This window comes from Accumulibacter sp., assembly GCF_023806565.1.
In the GTDB taxonomy this organism is placed as follows: Bacteria; Pseudomonadota; Gammaproteobacteria; order Burkholderiales; family Rhodocyclaceae; genus Accumulibacter.
This window is the reverse complement of record NZ_JAMTDV010000100.1, coordinates 1-15,264: the sequence shown is the minus strand read 5'-3', so window position 1 is coordinate 15,264 and position 15,264 is coordinate 1. Positions and strand designations below refer to the sequence as shown.

19 protein-coding genes are annotated in these 15,264 nt (G+C 65.2%); 14 read left to right on the top strand and 5 right to left on the bottom strand.

Annotated elements, in window-relative coordinates:
• Positions 1–200: 200 nt before the first annotated feature.
• From ubiG to tsaA, 4 genes are all read left to right on the top strand, one after another.
• Positions 201–899, top strand: coding sequence for a bifunctional 2-polyprenyl-6-hydroxyphenol methylase/3-demethylubiquinol 3-O-methyltransferase UbiG (gene ubiG / locus NFV80_RS11370; protein WP_295329560.1), 699 nt, complete (start codon positions 201–203; stop codon positions 897–899).
• Positions 892–1,548 (top strand): HAD-IA family hydrolase, encoded by a 657-nt coding sequence (locus NFV80_RS11365; RefSeq protein ID WP_295329529.1) that lies wholly within the window; start codon positions 892–894, stop codon positions 1,546–1,548. The genes ubiG and NFV80_RS11365 overlap by 8 nt, the downstream gene beginning before the upstream one ends.
• A gap of 38 nt (positions 1,549–1,586) precedes the next feature.
• Positions 1,587–1,961: a CbiX/SirB N-terminal domain-containing protein gene (locus tag NFV80_RS11360; RefSeq protein ID WP_295329531.1), complete on the top strand. Its 375-nt coding sequence runs from the start codon at positions 1,587–1,589 to the stop codon at positions 1,959–1,961.
• Positions 1,962–2,040: 79 nt separating this feature from the next.
• Positions 2,041–2,742: a tRNA (N6-threonylcarbamoyladenosine(37)-N6)-methyltransferase TrmO gene (gene tsaA, locus NFV80_RS11355; protein ID WP_295329533.1), complete on the top strand. Its 702-nt coding sequence runs from the start codon at positions 2,041–2,043 to the stop codon at positions 2,740–2,742.
• Positions 2,743–2,785: 43 nt separating this feature from the next.
• Here the strand turns inward: tsaA and pdxH are convergent, their stop codons facing one another.
• The 3 genes from pdxH to polA are packed head-to-tail and all read right to left on the bottom strand — an operon-like array spanning position 2,786 to position 6,836.
• A complete protein-coding gene (gene pdxH, locus NFV80_RS11350; protein WP_295329535.1) occupies positions 2,786–3,427 on the bottom strand; it encodes a pyridoxamine 5'-phosphate oxidase in 642 nt (213 codons plus the stop codon).
• A 47-nt stretch (positions 3,428–3,474) separates the two neighbouring features.
• Positions 3,475–4,092, bottom strand: a complete 618-nt coding sequence (locus NFV80_RS11345) for a DUF2242 domain-containing protein (RefSeq protein ID WP_295329537.1) — start codon at positions 4,090–4,092, stop codon at positions 3,475–3,477.
• Positions 4,089–6,836, bottom strand: a complete 2,748-nt coding sequence (gene polA, locus NFV80_RS11340) for a DNA polymerase I (protein ID WP_295329539.1) — start codon at positions 6,834–6,836, stop codon at positions 4,089–4,091. Before polA ends, NFV80_RS11345 begins: the two co-directional genes overlap by 4 nt.
• 215 nt (positions 6,837–7,051) lie before the next feature.
• On the opposite strand from polA, the gene NFV80_RS11335 reads away from it, so the two are divergent.
• The 10 genes from NFV80_RS11335 to NFV80_RS11290 all read left to right on the top strand — a co-directional run bounded on the left by NFV80_RS11335 (position 7,052) and on the right by NFV80_RS11290 (position 14,611).
• Positions 7,052–7,393: a DUF2782 domain-containing protein gene (locus NFV80_RS11335; RefSeq protein ID WP_295329541.1), complete on the top strand. Its 342-nt coding sequence runs from the start codon at positions 7,052–7,054 to the stop codon at positions 7,391–7,393.
• Positions 7,394–7,442: 49 nt separating this feature from the next.
• Positions 7,443–8,417 carry a homoserine kinase gene (locus NFV80_RS11330; protein WP_295329543.1) on the top strand — a complete coding sequence of 325 codons (975 nt, stop codon included), beginning with the start codon at positions 7,443–7,445 and terminating at the stop codon, positions 8,415–8,417.
• 16 nt (positions 8,418–8,433) lie between these two features.
• A complete protein-coding gene (locus NFV80_RS11325) occupies positions 8,434–9,171 on the top strand; it encodes a BPSS1780 family membrane protein (RefSeq protein ID WP_295329545.1) in 738 nt (245 codons plus the stop codon).
• A complete protein-coding gene (locus NFV80_RS11320) occupies positions 9,137–9,961 on the top strand; it encodes a BPSS1780 family membrane protein (protein WP_366143432.1) in 825 nt (274 codons plus the stop codon). The genes NFV80_RS11325 and NFV80_RS11320 overlap by 35 nt, the downstream gene beginning before the upstream one ends.
• Entirely contained in the window at positions 9,954–10,628 is a 675-nt protein-coding gene (gene nadD / locus NFV80_RS11315) for a nicotinate-nucleotide adenylyltransferase (protein ID WP_295329548.1), read from the top strand. Before NFV80_RS11320 ends, nadD begins: the two co-directional genes overlap by 8 nt.
• Positions 10,629–10,635: 7 nt before the next feature.
• Positions 10,636–11,013, top strand: a complete 378-nt coding sequence (rsfS, locus tag NFV80_RS11310) for a ribosome silencing factor (RefSeq protein ID WP_295329550.1) — start codon at positions 10,636–10,638, stop codon at positions 11,011–11,013.
• Positions 11,010–11,480: a 23S rRNA (pseudouridine(1915)-N(3))-methyltransferase RlmH gene (gene rlmH / locus NFV80_RS11305; protein ID WP_295329552.1), complete on the top strand. Its 471-nt coding sequence runs from the start codon at positions 11,010–11,012 to the stop codon at positions 11,478–11,480. Before rsfS ends, rlmH begins: the two co-directional genes overlap by 4 nt.
• Positions 11,480–12,103: a Maf family protein gene (locus NFV80_RS11300; protein WP_295329554.1), complete on the top strand. Its 624-nt coding sequence runs from the start codon at positions 11,480–11,482 to the stop codon at positions 12,101–12,103. Before rlmH ends, NFV80_RS11300 begins: the two co-directional genes overlap by 1 nt.
• Before the next feature lie 292 nt (positions 12,104–12,395).
• Positions 12,396–13,058, top strand: a complete 663-nt coding sequence (locus NFV80_RS11295; protein WP_295329556.1) for a response regulator transcription factor — start codon at positions 12,396–12,398, stop codon at positions 13,056–13,058.
• A complete protein-coding gene (locus NFV80_RS11290) occupies positions 13,058–14,611 on the top strand; it encodes an ATP-binding protein (RefSeq protein WP_295329558.1) in 1,554 nt (517 codons plus the stop codon). Before NFV80_RS11295 ends, NFV80_RS11290 begins: the two co-directional genes overlap by 1 nt.
• Before the next feature lie 14 nt (positions 14,612–14,625).
• Here the strand turns inward: NFV80_RS11290 and NFV80_RS11285 are convergent, their stop codons facing one another.
• On the bottom strand, positions 14,626–14,943 hold the full coding sequence (locus NFV80_RS11285; RefSeq protein WP_296758719.1) for a hypothetical protein: 318 nt from the start codon (positions 14,941–14,943) through the stop codon (positions 14,626–14,628).
• Positions 14,897–15,256, bottom strand: coding sequence for a PAS domain-containing protein (locus NFV80_RS17470; RefSeq protein ID WP_366143433.1), 360 nt, complete (start codon positions 15,254–15,256; stop codon positions 14,897–14,899). Before NFV80_RS17470 ends, NFV80_RS11285 begins: the two co-directional genes overlap by 47 nt.
• Positions 15,257–15,264 lie beyond the last annotated feature (8 nt).

Below are 15,264 nucleotides of genomic sequence, written 5' to 3'. Positions count from 1 at the left end.
ACCCGCATGCCGGGCGGTGTGGCAGGGGACCGGTCAGGTAATCTGGCCGCCAAATATACCGATTCTTCCCTGGCCGGCGCAGCGGATTCGCGGCATCGTCGCCTTCGCCCCGATCGGGGACGTCGGGCAGCGCATCCGTGGGCCTGGTGGACAGCGCACCCGATCTCGCTTACAGTCAGGCACTCGTTATGGGTGAAAGCATGATCAACGCCGACAAGGACGAACTCGAAAAATTCGGTCAACTTGCGCACCGCTGGTGGGACCCGGGCAGCGATTTCAAGCCGCTGCACGACATCAACCCCTTGCGCCTGGACTGGATCGACACCCTCTGCCCACTCGCCGGCAAGACCGTGCTCGATGTCGGCTGTGGCGGCGGGCTGCTGTCGGAAGGCATGTGCGAGAGAGGTGCGACGGTAACCGGCATCGATCTGTCCGACAAGGCGCTGAGCGTGGCCCGTCTGCACTTGCTGGAAAGCGGACGGGTCGTCGATTACCGCAAGATCGCCGCGGAGGCACTGGCTGCGCAGGAAGCCGGCAGGTACGACGTTGTCACGTGCATGGAAATGCTCGAGCATGTTCCCGATCCTGCCAGCACGATTGCTGCCTGTGCCGCGCTCGTCAAGCCCGGCGGACAGGTCTTCTTTTCGACGATCAATCGCAATCCGAAGGCCTACCTGCTGGCCGTCATCGGTGCCGAGTATGTGCTGAAGATGCTGCCCAGGGGTACACACGACTACGCCCGCTTCATCAAGCCGTCCGAACTCCTTCGCTGGGCACGGACAGTCGGTCTTGAGCCGGGGGAACTGCGCGGACTGACCTACAATCCGCTCAGCGGGCGCTATGTTCTCGGGAGGGACAGCAGCGTCAATTACCTGGTGCAGACGGTGAAGGATGTTTGACGCGGTTCTCTTCGACCTCGACGGTACCTTTGCCGATACTGCCCCGGATCTCGCGGCAGCTCTCAACCGCCTGCGTTGCGATCTCGACCTGGAACCGGTTCCTGCTGGTCGCTTGCGTCCCTTCACCTCGCAGGGAGTTCGCGGCATGCTGCGTGCCGGACTGGACATGCGGCCCGGCGATCCCAGCTACGCCGAGTTTTACGATCGTTTCCTGCACTACTACAGCCAGGACATCTGCGTGCAGACGAAACTCTTTCCCGGTGTCGATGAGCTTCTCGGCTGCCTCGAGCGCCGCGGCGCACCGTGGGGGATCGTCACCAACAAGGCACAGCGCTTTACCTTGCCGTTGCTGGCACGACTGGGTTATGCCAAGCGCGCCGCCTGCGTAGTCAGTGGCGATTCGGCCCGGCGCGCCAAACCGACACCGCAGCCGATGCACCTCGCCTGTTCGCTGATCGCCAGGGATGCCGCGTGCTGTCTATACGTGGGAGACGATTTGCGCGACATCGAGGCCGGACGCGCCGCCGGTATGGTCACCGTGGCAGTGCGTTATGGCTATCTGGGCGATGGCGACCCGATCGAGACCTGGGGAGCCGACCATCTGGTCGAGCATGCCGGGGAAATCGCTGCCCTGGCCGGAATCGTGTGAGCGCCGCCGGCAGCTTGCCGAGGCGGCACGGCGAACGCATGTCGGGAACGGCCCTGATCCTCTTCGCACATGGCGCGCGCGACCCGCAATGGGCCGAGCCAATGCGCCGTGTCCGCGCCGCCATCGGCCAACGCGCGCCCGGGATGCGCGTCGAGCTGGCCTTTCTCGAGTTCATGCAGCCCGATCTGCGCACCTGTGCCGAATCCCTGGTCGCCGAGCGCTGCGAGCGAATCATCGTCGTGCCGATGTTCATCGCGCGCGGTGGCCATCTGAACCGCGATCTGCCGCGGCTGGTCGCGGAACTGCAGCAGGCCAATCCACGCATCCGCTTCGAACTGGCGGGAGCCATCGGCGAAGCCGACGTCGTCGTGCAGGCGATGGCCGGGCACGCGCTGGCGCTCGTCGACCACTAGCGGTGTCCACCGCTGCCCGCCGTCGGCGCCGTTGCCACGGCGATCTGTTTGTGCGGCTCGGCGGGCGAGCACCAGTCTGATGGCTGCATTTACCTGGTCGCCGGTCGGCTACCTGGCGACACCCTTCCGGGACCGCTTCGGCATCCCTCGTCAGCCGCGGCTGGCACCGCATGCGCGCGGACAATTGCGCCTGTTGCCACCTTACGATCGCCAGGAAGCGGTGCGTGGGCTGGAGGAGTTCTCGCACGTCTGGCTCAGTTTCGTCTTCCATCGCAACGATGCCGAATGGGGTCCGACCGTGCGCCCGCCGCGCCTGGGTGGCAACCGACGGGTCGGCGTTTTCGCCAGCCGTAGCCCTTTTCGGCCAAACCCGCTTGGCTTGTCCCTGGTCGAGCTGCTGGCGATCGATACCAGCGCCGGCGTCGTCCTCACGTTCGGTGGCGTCGATCTGCTGGATGGTACGCCAGTGCTGGACATCAAGCCGTACCTTCCGTTCGTCGAATGCGAACCGGCTGCACGTGGCGGCTTTGTCGCAGGCCCACCACCGCAGTTGGCGGTCGAATTCAGCACGCAGGCGGTCGCGCAACTCGCTTGCCACGAACGCCGCTGGCCGGATCTTGCTGCACTGCTGCGCGAGGTTCTTGCTCAGGATCCGCGTCCGGCCTACGCGAACGACCCGTTGCGGCGATACGGCTTCCGTCTCTACGATCTGGAAATCAAGTGGCGTTGTTCGGGTACACGGGCGGTAGTCGAGGAAATCGCGCCGGCGTTTTCCCCCTGATCCGTCTGCCGGAGCCGTCCGGAAGAGCGAAGCGACTGTCCGGTCACGGCGCCAGACGTTCGCGAATCCATTGTCCGTCGCTGCCCAGCCGGTAGCGCAGACGGTCGTGCAGGCGGCTCTTTCTGCCCTGCCAGAATTCCCAGGTATCCGGCTGCAGGCGGTAGCCGCCCCAGTGTGGCGGGCGCGGCGGGTGCAGCAGGAAGCGGGCGGCATAGCGTGCGGCGTTGCTCACGAGGACGCTGCGGCCGGCGATCACCTGGCTTTGCGGGCTGGCCCAGGCACCGATGCGCGAATCGAGCGGACGACTGGCGAAGTAGGCGTCGCTTTCGGTTTCGCTGACCTTGGCGACGCGGCCTTCGATACGCACGACGCGCTCCAGCTCTACCCAGTGAAACTGCAGCGCGGCCCATGGATTGGCGGCCAGCTCACGGGCCTTGCGACTCTCGTAGTTGGTAAACCAGGTGATTCCCGCTTCATCGTAGCCCTTGATCAGCACGATGCGGGTGGACGGGCGCAGGCTGCTGCCATCCACTGTGGCCAGGGTCATCGCGTTCGGTTCGGACAACTGGGCGCTGATCGCTTCGTTCAACCACTGCTCGAATTGTCGCAGCGGGTCGGCGTGTGATGCGTCCTCGCTGAGCTCGGCGCGCTCGTAGCTTTTTCTCAGGTCGGCAAGCTGGCTCATGATGCGTGCTCTTTCGTGGCTGGATCGTCGACAACGTCCGCTGCCGCTTACCGTTCGTCTGCCTGTTCCGCCAGCTTGCGCTGCATCAGCGCGAAGAAGCGGTCGTAAAACGGGCCGGCGGGAATCGTCTCGCTGGCCACCTTGACCAGCGCATCATCGCTCGGGGTGAGCGGGATCGACAGTGAGCCGAGCGCGCTGACGCCGACGCTTGCCGAGTTGGCGCTCTTCTTCAGCGTGTAGCGGTCTTGGATTGCGTTTACGTACGCCGTTGCCAGCTTCTGCGAATGGCCCTCCGGCACGCAGACGACATTGACCGCAATCTGCACATGCACCTCGCCTTCGGGCTGAAAGTTCTTGGTGGCGCCGATCGAATCGTGTTTCACCGTGGTCAGCAGATAGCCCTGACTCAAGAGGGCACGACGCGCTGCCTCGCAGGTCGCGTCAACCTCGGCATCGAAAAGACGTGAGAAGGTTTCGTTGGCCTCGAAAACTTCATTCTGGTAAACGATCACCTTGTTCGGCGCACCGCCGCAGGCGGTCAGCATGCCTGCCAGAGCCAGCAGCAGCGTCGCGCCGACGCGACGGCAGCCGACCCCCCGGCGAAGCGGTCGCTCGCGGCGCGCGTACGCGTTCGCTGTGCCCGGCAGATCGCTTGCCGGATTCAATTTGCCTCGTCCCAGTTTGCGCCGGCACCGACGTCGACCACCAGCGGCACGCACAGTCCGGCCAGTTCGCTCATCAGGCGCGGCACTTCGGAGCGCACGCATGACAGTTCCGCCTCCGGCACTTCGAGCACGAGTTCGTCATGTACCTGCAGCAGCAGGCGCGTTTGCAGGCGTTCCCGGTCGAGCCAGCCCTGCACGGCAATCATTGCCGACTTGATCAGATCGGCCGCCGACCCCTGCATCGGCGCATTGATCGCGGCGCGCTCGGCGCCCTGGCGGCGGGCCGTCTGGCTCGAGCGGACGTCGGGCAGCCACAGGCGACGGCCAAATACGGTTTCCACGTAGCCTTGCGTCCTTGCCGCCTCGCGCGTCCGTGCCATATAAGCGGCGACGCCGGGATAACGTGCGAAGTAGCGCTCGATGTAGGCCTGTGCCGCGCCGCGTTCGAGATCAAGCTGGCGTGCCAGGCCGAAAGCGCTCATGCCATAGATCAGGCCGAAGTTGATGACCTTGGCGACGCGCCGCTGGTCGGGACCGACTGCGTCCGGCTCGACGCCGAAAATTTCGGCTGCCGTTGCGCGATGCACGTCCTCGCCTCGGGAAAAGGCGTCAAGCAGGCGTGCATCCTGTGACAGGTGCGCCATGATGCGCAGTTCGATTTGCGAATAGTCCGCGGAGACGAGCCGGCTGCCGGGCGGAGCGACGAACGCGGCACGGATGCGCCGCCCTTCGGCAGTGCGTACCGGAATGTTCTGCAGGTTGGGATCGCTCGACGCCAGCCGGCCGGTGACCGCGACCGCTTGCGCGTAGCTGGTGTGCACGCGTCCGGTTTCGGCGTTGACCATCTTCGGCAGCTTGTCGGTGTAGGTGCCCTTGAGTTTCGCGAGCTGCCGGGATTCGAGCAGGATTTTGGGCAGAGGATAGTCGAGCGCGAGTTCGGAGAGCACCTCCTCGTCGGTCGAAGGCGTTCCCGACGGCGTCTTCTTCTTCACCGGCAGGCCGAGCCGGTCGAACAGGATTTCCGCGAGCTGTTTCGGCGAATTCAGATTGAATGGCTGGCCGGCAGCGGCGTGTGCTTTCGCTTCCAGCTCGAGCAGGCGCTGGCCGATCTCCCGGCTCTGCTGCGTCAGAAGCTCGGCATCGATCAGGACACCGGTCCGTTCCATGCGAAACAGGATGTCGCGCACCGGCATTTCGATCGTCTCGTACACGCGCTCGAGACCGGCGTTGGCGATGATCTGCGGATACAGTCGCTGGTGCAGGCGCAGGCAGAGATCGGCGTCCTCGGCCGCGTATTCGGCTGCCTGCTCGACCGCTGCCTGGTCAAAGCCGATCTGGTGGACGCCCTTGCCGCACAGGGCTTCGTACGAGATCGTTTCGAGTCCGAGATGGCGCGTCGCGAGCTGGCCGAGGTCGTGCCCGCGCACACCCTCCCTGCCGGATTCGAGGACATAGGACTGGAGCAGTGTATCGTGCTGCACACCGGCCAGCTGGATGTCGTGGTTGGCGAGCACATGCTGGTCGTATTTGAGGTTCTGACCGATCTTGGCGTGCCTGGCCGATTCCAGCCACGGCTTCAGGCGGGCCAGCACCTGCTCGCGCGGCAGTTGCTCCGGTGCTCCGGGATAGCGATGGGCGAGGGGCAGGTAGGCTGCTTCACCCTCCGCTACTGCCAGCGACAACCCCACGAGACGGGCGGCGAAGGGATCGAGGCTGGTGGTCTCGGTGTCGAGTGCAGTCAGCGCGCACTGTTCGATTTTCTCCAGCCAGTGTGCGAAAGTCTGCCAGTCCAGAATCGTCGTATAGCCGGCGCGGTGCACCGCGCCGGCTACTGCCGGTGGCGCCGAAATCGCTGGCGGGTCGCCCGCCGCGGCGTCGCTGGTCGTTTCCCCGGCCTGTACTTCCCTGAGCCACGAGCGCATCTCGTATTGGGCAAAGAGTGCGCGCAGGCGTTCGCGATCGGGCGGCCGTGGCCCGAGGTCGGCCGGGGTCAGCGACAGCTCGAGATCGCAGCGCACGGTCAGCAGGCGTCGTGCCAGTGGCAGAAAAGCAATCGCCCGACGCAGGTTTTCTCCGACCACGCCGCCGATTCGATCAGCGGCGGCGATGATCCCGTCGAGCGAACCGTACTCTGTCAGCCACCTGACCGCAGTCTTGGCGCCAACCTTGTCGACCCCGGGAACGTTGTCCACGGTGTCACCGACGAGCGCCAGGTAGTCGACGATGCGCTCGGCCGGCACGCCGAACTTGGCGATCACACCGGCTTCGTCGAGCACCTCGCCGTTCATCGTATTGACCAGTCTGACCTGCGGGCCGACCAGTTGCGCGAGATCCTTGTCACCGGTGGACACTACCACCTGCATTCCCGCTGCCGCGGCCTGCGTGGCCAGTGTAGCGATCACGTCGTCTGCCTCGACGCCATCGGGCATCAGCAGGGGCCAGCCGAGTGCCTCGATGGCAGCGTGCAGGGGATCGAGCTGGCGTACCAGATCGGCGGGCATTGGCGGGCGGTTGGCCTTGTACTGCGGGTACCAGTCATCGCGAAAGGTCTTGCCCTTGGCGTCGAAGACGCAGGCCTTGCCGGCAATGCCCGCTGCCCGGAAGTCGGTTTCGAGTCGGCGCAGCATGTTCAGCACGCCATGCAGAGCGCCGGTTGGCTCGCCCTGCGTCGTGCGCAGGTCGGGCATGGCGTGGAAAGCGCGATAGAGGTAGGACGATCCGTCGACCAGCAGCAGCGTAGGCATCGGTGGGCAACCTGGTGACCCGAAGCGGGAGGCTCCCTCGCCGGACCGCGAAGCTTCGGGTTGCCTTCCGCGTTCCTGGAGCCTTTGGCATTATCGCAGACTTCCGCACGCTTGCTGCCGCCGGCGGACGAGCGCGGCTTGCCGGACATTTGTACTACAATGCACCCTGACTGGTGAATAGCTCACTGCCTGCTCAACCGCCCGGGAAATATCTCATGCGTTGCTTTCCAGCCATTCTCGTCGCTGTGCTGCTCGCCTCCGCGTCTGCTCGCGCGCAGACGCCTACCGACCTGCAGCCGCTGCCGGTGGTTCCCCCGTCACCGCCAGACATGGCTCCCCTCGACGCATCGCTTGAACCCCAGGTGACGATCACCAAGCGTGACGGCAATACGGTCGAGGAGCATCGCGTCAACGGCAAGCTCTACAAGATCAAGGTGACGCCGGAACACGGCGTTCCCTATTACCTGGTTGATCGCGAGGGCGATGGAAACTTCAGCCAGGAAACGATGGGATCTCCCGAAGTCAGCGTTCCCACCTGGGTTATCGGCACCTTCTGATCGGCACTTTCGGCGATTTCCTCGTGCCGCGAACCCCTTTCGAAGCGTCATGTCGGTTTTTACCCCGCTGAGCGCCGGGCAGGCGGCTGCCTGGCTTGAGAACTACGCGCTGGGTACCTTCGAGTCGATCGAGGGGATCGCCGAAGGTGTGCAGAACTCCAATTTCTTTCTGGAGACGTCGTGCGGCCACTACGTGCTGACCATTTTCGAGCAGCCGTCGGGCGAACAAATCGATTTCCACATGCGCTTGCTGTCGCATCTGGCCGCACGCGGCATTCCCTGCCCGGCGCCGATTGCCAACCGCCACAATCAGTTTCTCGGTCGCGTCGCCGGCAAGCCGGCGGCGATCGTCCGAAGGCTGCCGGGACGTTCCGAGCGATCGCCCAACCTGGCGCAGTGCGCGGCAGTCGGCGCGATGCTTGCTGAGTTGCACCTTGCCGCTCGATCGTCTCCGGGCCAGATGCCACACCAGCGCGATGCGGCGTGGTGCGCGCAGGTCGCTGCCCGGGTTGCACCGTGTCTGGCCGACGAAGATGCCGGGCTGCTGCACGACGAAGTGCAGCACCAATTGCATCACCGGCCTAGCGGTCTGCCGCGCGGCGTGATCCACGCCGATCTGTTTCGCGACAACGTCCTTTTCGAAGTCGATCGGGTGAGCGGCCTGCTCGACTTCTATTTTGCCGGCGTCGACGACCTGCTTTTCGACCTGGCGGTGACCGTCAACGACTGGTGCTCGTTGGGCTCCGGCGAACTGGACGGCGAACGCACGGACACGCTGCTTGCCGCCTACGATCGGGGCCGACCGCTGCAGCCGGGCGAGCGGGCAGCCTGGCCGACGCTTCTGCGCGCCGCAGCACTGCGTTTCTGGGTTTCCCGACTGCATGATCGACACCTGCCGCGTCCTGGAGACCTGGTCCTTCAGCGTGACCCGGACGTCTACCGATCGATCCTGCAGGCCCATCGCTCCTCAGACACCCGCTACGCTTCGGATGTGGCAGTCGTGCCGCAGGTTGGTCTATCGTAGCGCTACCGCAAACATCATGGAAAATTTTCCGATACCCGCCCCCGCATTCGACGGTGCCAGCCGCCAGGTCGGCGTCGGCAATGCCTTCGACTGGCTCCGGCATGGCTGGGCGATCTTCGTCGTCAATCCTGGCGTTTGGCTGGCGATCATGGTGCTGCTGATCGTGATCATGCTTGGTCTGGCAATCGTCCCCGGAATCGGTCATCTTGCGACTCACCTGTTGACGCCGATTCTCGCGGCCGGCATGCTGCTCGGGTGTGACAAGGTGACGCGTGGCGAAACGCTCGCAGTTACCGACCTTTTCGGCGGCTTCCAGCGCAATTCCGGTCCCCTGGTGATGCTCGGCGTGCTCTACCTGCTCGCCATGCTGGTGGTATTTGTGCTGGGTTTCCTGTTCGCCGGCGGCAGCGTCGCCGGTGGTCTGCTGATGCACGGGCCGATTGGGACGGGAATCGCTGTCGGCGGTATCTTGCTGGCCGTGCTGATATCGCTGGTGCTGCTCGTGCCGGTGCTCATGGCAATCTGGTTCGCTCCGGCGCTGGTGGTCTTCAACCAGTTGCAGCCGATCGACGCGCTGAAGGCAAGTTTCCACGCCTGCCTCAAGAACACGCTGCCGCTGCTGGTGTACGGCCTGATCGGCATGGTTCTATGCTTTTTTGCCGCGCTGCCGGTCGGGCTCGGCTTTCTGGTCCTCGGGCCGGTGCTTGCCGGCTCGGTGTATGCTTCGTATCGTGATATTTTCATTGCCGTATGAGCGACCCGAAGAAATGCAAGCATTGACTCTTCCTGCAGCACAAGGTTGGCGCTGGCTGACTGCCGGCTTCGGGCTCTTTCGCAGAAATCACCTGATGTTGACCTTCCTCGTCGTCAGCTACTGGGTATTGATGGCTTTGGTGAACGTCATCCCGATGTTGGGCACGATTGCCACGACGCTTTGCATCCCGGCTTTTTCCGTCAGCCTGATGAATGCCTGTCGCAACATTGATCGCGGTCTGCCGCTCGGTCCGCCGATCCTGTTCTCCGGTTTTGCCAGCAACCTGCGCTCGCTGCTCGCCTTGGGAGCGATCTACCTGGTGGCGATGGTGGCGATCCTTGCCGTATCGGCGCTGGCCGATGATGGTGCGCTGATGGCGATGATGCTGGCCGGGCGGAAACCCGACGAGGAGGTGCTGAGCAGCGGCTCGCTGCTGGCAGCCATCGAGATCGCGCTGCTCCTGCTTTGCCCGCTGATCATGGCCTACTGGTACGCGCCGGTGCTCGCCGGATGGCATGGCTTTTCGCCGGCCAAGGCACTGTTTTTCAGCTTCGTCGCCTGTCTGCGCAACTGGCGGGCGTTTCTCGTGTATTCACTGGCCATCGTCGTCTTCGCGACGATCATCCCGAGCGTCGTTCTCGGCGTGCTCGCCACACTGCTGCCGAACGGCACCGCACTGATGACCGTCCTGGTGACCGTGCTGCTCGTGCTCGTTCTTGCGCCGACGCTGTTTGCGAGCTTCTATGTGAGTTACCGGGACGTCTTCGTGGCGGTCGAGGACCATGCCTGATCGCCCGGACGGGACGCCGCTCGGCATTTTCGGTGGCACCTTCGATCCGGTTCACTTCGGGCATCTGCGGCTCGCCGAAGAGGCAATCGAAGCGCTCGATCTGGCCGGCGTCCGCTGGATTCCAGCGGGCCAGCCGGCGCTGCGCGAACCGCCGCAGGTTGCAGCCGGACAGCGCCTGGCGATGGTACGGCTGGCAATCGCCGACAACTCCCGTTTTTCGGTCGATGCGGCTGAAATCGAGGCGGCGAGGCCGAGCTTTACCGTTCCCACGCTGCAGCGCCTGCGCCGGGCCGACCAATGTGGCCGGCAGCGGCCGCTGGTGCTACTGCTCGGCGCCGATGCCTTTGCCGCGCTGTCCGGCTGGCATCGCTGGCAGTCGCTGTTCGCGCTGGCGCACCTCGCGGTGGCGCACCGTCCGGGCTTCCCCATCGAAGTCGATCGTCTGCCGCCGGCGTTGGCCGAGAGCTACCGCGAGCGCCATTGTGCCGACCCGGCGCTGCTCGCCGCTGTGCCTGCCGGACGTATCGTCACCTTCGCCATGACCCAACTGGCGATCTCGGCGACGCGCATTCGCGCGCTGCTGGCGCAAGGCGGCAGTGTCCGCTATCTGCTGCCGGAAGCGGTGATCGCCCACATCCGAAAGGAAAACCTTTACCGGGAGCAGTGAATCGCCGATGAAATTACCCCAACTGCAAGAGATCGTGGTGGACGCACTCGAAGACATCAAGGGTCGTGACATCGAGGTCATCGACACCAACCATCTGACGCCACTGTTCGAGCGCATGGTCATTGCCTGCGGCGATTCCAATCGGCAGGTGCAGTCGCTGGCGCGCAACGTGCAGGAGAAGGTCCGGGCAGCGGGCGGCGAAGTTCTCTCCTGCGAAGGCGAGGAAGTCGGCGAGTGGGTGCTGGTCGACCTCGGCGACATCGTCGTCCATGTCATGCAGCCGGCGGTGCGCAGCTACTACAACCTCGAGGAGCTGTGGGGCGGCAAGGGACCGCTCAGGATACGGCGCAGCGCCGGCGAGGCGACGACGGCAGGCGAAGGTTGAAGCTCGCCATCCTCGCGGTCGGCCACAAACCGCCCGCCTGGGTGATGCAGGGATGCGCCGAGTACGTCAAGCGCATGCCGCGCGAACTGCCCGTGTCGATCGTCGAAGTGAAACCGGAAAGCCGCGGCGCGAAAAACCGCGAGCAATTGCTGGCGGCGGAGAAGACCCGTCTGCTGGCGGCGCTGCAAGGCTACGACCGCATGATCGTGCTCGACGAACGCGGCGCCGATCTGCCGACGCGCGAACTCGCCGAGCGTCTCGCCGGCTGGATGCGCGCCGGGGGAGATACCGCTTTCGTCATCGGCGGTGCCGATGGCCTCGATCAATCCCTGATCGCGCAGGCCGACGGCGCCATTCGCCTGTCCAGCCTGACGCTGCCGCATGCGCTGGCGCGGCTGCTCCTCTGCGAACAGCTCTATCGGGCGATCAGCATCGTTCGCGGGCATCCCTATCATCGGGAGGGCTGATGCCGGTCGAGGTCCCGCGTCCACGTCTGTATCTGGCGTCGCGCAGTCCGCGGCGGCGCGAACTGCTGGCGCAGATCGGCGTCGCTTTCGACACACTGGTGCTGCGCAGTCCGCCGCGCGATGTGTGCGAACTCGACGAGAGTCCGCTGGCCGCGGAGGATCCGATCGAGTACGTGCAGCGCATTGCCCGTCGCAAGGCCGAACACGGCTGGAGCATCGTCGAGTGGCGAAAACTGCCGCCGCAGGCAGTTCTCGCGGCGGACACGACGCTCGTGCTGGCTGGCGAGCTGATTGGCAAACCGCGTGACGCGGACGATGCCGGCACCATCCTGCGCCGTCTTTCCGGCAAGGGGCATCGCGTTCTCAGCGCGGTCGCCGTTGCGCATTCGGGCCGCATCGAAACCGTGCTGTCGGTCAGCGAGGTGCGTTTTCGCGTGCTCGAGGAGGAGGAGATCGCGCGCTATGTCGCCAGCGGCGAACCGATGGACAAGGCGGGGGCCTACGGCATCCAGGGCCGCGCCGGCATGTTCGTCGAGCATCTTGCGGGCAGCTATAGCGGGGTGATGGGTCTGCCGCTGTGCGAAACCGCGCAATTGCTGAAGTGCTTCTCCTTCCGGTTGTAGCCACCTCCGGCCATTGCGATCGTCGCCGCAGACCGGGCCGCCGACGACCTCCGGGGTACCCGCGTTGGCGATCTGGCTGTGTGCGTCGTGACCTCGATCATCCCGGCAGGAAGCCACTACGTACGCCTTTCGGCATGACGGCCAAGGCTGCCAGCCGGCTTCAGCGTGAGTTAAGGAGGCCCGGCTACGCTTGCATCGCCGCTTTGCCCGACCAGCGGCAGGAAGCTCGCGCCGGTCGCGGTGATGAGCGGCAGAAGAGGGCACCGTTGAGCGTAGAAGGGGGGACAGGGAAATGCGAATTCTTCTGGTTGAGGACGATGCCATGCTCGGTGACGGCACGCGGGCCGGTCTCAAGCTTGCCGACTACGCTGTCGACTGGGTGCGTGACGGCGAATCTGCGCGCCTGGCATTGCTCGACCACGACTATCAGGTGTGCGTGCTCGACCTCGGCGTCCCGCGACGCGACGGCCTGTCGCTGCTGAGGGAATTGCGCGCGGGGGGAAACCAGTTGCCGGTGCTGATCCTCACTGCGCGCGACAGCAGCGCCGACAAGATCGCCGGACTGGACGCCGGGGCCGACGATTACCTGACCAAGCCTTTCGATCTGTTCGAACTGCAGGCGCGTCTGCGCGCCCTGATTCGTCGTGCCAGCGGCAGCGCAGCGCCAAGGCTGGAGCACGCCGGCGTGGTGCTCGAACCGGCGAGCAAGTGGGTGAGCAGAGATGGTCAATCGGTGAATCTGTCGGCGCGCGAGTACTCGTTGCTGCACGACCTGCTCAGCCACAAGAACCATATCCGGACGCGCAGCCAGCTCGAAGAGAGTCTGTATGCGTGGGGCGAAGAAACCGGCAGCAACACCGTCGAGGTCTACGTGCACCATCTGCGCCGAAAGCTTGGCGCCGACTTCATCCACACCGTCCGTGGCCTAGGTTATCGCATCGGCGACGGCGTGTGATGTCCGCGATTGCGCCAGGCGCGCGCGCCCCTTCCTTGCGCCGGCGCCTGTTGGCCGCGGTCTGCATCGCTGCGATGCTGGGCCTCGCACTCTCCGGCCTGATGAGTTACTGGCAGGCGGAGCACGAGGCCGAGGAACTGATGGATGGTCATCTGGCGCAGTCCGCGCGGCTGCTGCTGGCGCTGCTGCGCGACAATGAAAGTCATCTGGCGGACCTCGCGACGCGTCTGGCGATGGCGCGAAACGACGCGATGCATCGCTACGAGTCGCCGATCGAATTTCAGGTCGGGCGCGCCGATGGTTCGCTGATCCTGCGCTCCGAGCATGCGCCGACCACCCCGCTGGCCGCCGCGCCCGGCTACGAGGACCTCGATTACGCGGGTCAGCGCTGGCGCGTACTGACTCTCGCCGAGGAGTCCGACGACTACCGAGTACAGGTCGCACAGACGATCGACGTGCGCCACCGTGCGGCGCTGGAAGTGGCCAGCCAGGCGGTCCTGCCGCTCGTGCTCATTTCGCCGCTGCTGTTGCTGCTGATCTACTGGTCGGTGCGGCGCGGTCTGAAGCCGCTTGATGACTTGGCTGCCGATGTCGCCGCGCGTTCTCCCGAAAACCTCACGCCGCTGGCCGGGCGCACCGTGCCGCGTGAAGCGCAGCCGCTGGCGGCAGCACTCGATCAGCTGCTGATCCGGCTCGCCGGTGCGCTCGACAAGGAGCGCCGCTTTACCGCCGACGCCGCACACGAGCTGCGTACGCCGCTGGCAGTGGTCAGAATCCAGGCGCAGGTTGCGCAGCTCAGCAAGCACGCCGACGATCGCGAGCACGCACTGGCTCAGATCCTGCTCGGCACCGAGCGGGCCACGCGCGTGGTCGATCAGCTGCTGCGTCTGGCGCGCCTCGATCCGCTGGCCGGATTGCCGCATCCCGGCGAAATCGACCTCGTCGAGCTGGCACGCAGAGTCGTCGCCGAGACTCCACCGGTCGCCGACCGCAAGCCGGTTGACCTGCAGGCAGGCAATGCTCCCGTGCTGGTCAGGGGCGACGCCGAGTTGCTGGCGATCGCCCTGCGCAATCTGCTCGACAATGCCCGGCGCTATCCTCCCCCGGCCACCGCGGTCACGCTCTTCGTGCGGCGGCAGGGGAGCGAGGTGCTGCTCGGCGTCTCCGACGACGGGCCGGGCGTTTCCCCGGACGAGTTGCCAAGACTCGTCGAGCGCTTCTATCGCGGTCGCGAGGCAAGCGCCGAAGGCAGTGGTCTTGGTCTCGCCATCGTCCAGCGCATCGCCGAGTTGCACTTCGCGCGATTCGAGGTCGAGAGCCCGGCCGGTGGCGGCTTCGAGGCACGCCTGCGCTGGTCCGCAGTTTGGCACGCGATCCCCCTTGCTAATATGCAATCACCATTGCCCGAATCTGCGCTATGGTCAGCGTTGAACAACTCCAAGCAAGAAGGGCTCACCGAGAAACGGTCGCTTTTTTGGCGACAAATCCCGTCGCCGATCGAGCGCCTGATGCTCCGGCTCAACAACCAACAATCTCAAACCAAGAAAAAGTGACCGGCGCAGTCTTGCTATCGAAGCGACCAACCCAGCAATAGCAACCCGCTGGCAGCCAGCCAACTTCCGGCAACCCGCCATGTGCCGTTGGCTGCGCCGAGGAGCAGGCCAAGTCCGACGGCGATCGCCGTCAGCACCCGGGGCGACAGCGCCCGGTCGATCAAGAGCAGCGCGCCCAGCAGCAGCCAGTCCGGCACAGGGGACGACGACCCGGCCAGCGCCCCTGCCAGCACGCCAGCGATCAACCAGGTCAATGGCAGCACAACGATGACCCGCCGCGCCGCATCAGCCCCTTGAAGCCCGGTCAGTACCGCCAGAGCCAGCACCGGCAACAGGTCTTCCGGCGTCAGCGCGAAGTGCGCGATGCCGTCGTAGACCGGTCCGAGACCGGTATCGACTAGATGCGCCTGTGCCGGCAGTGCAAGTACCTAGCGGCCGGAATTCCGGGGTCGCAGTATAGGCCGTGCGCAGCCGGGCAAGGCCGGCGCGCAGACGTTCAGGAATCAGCGTCTCGATCGCACGCCCGACCAACTGCTCGCGCGCCACCCCGAAGCAGCGTTCGAACTCCCGGTTGGCGAGCACGATGCGCCCCGCGGCATCGAGCAACAGGATCGCGCTCGGCGTGGAGTCGATCAACTCATTCAGGCGCTTGT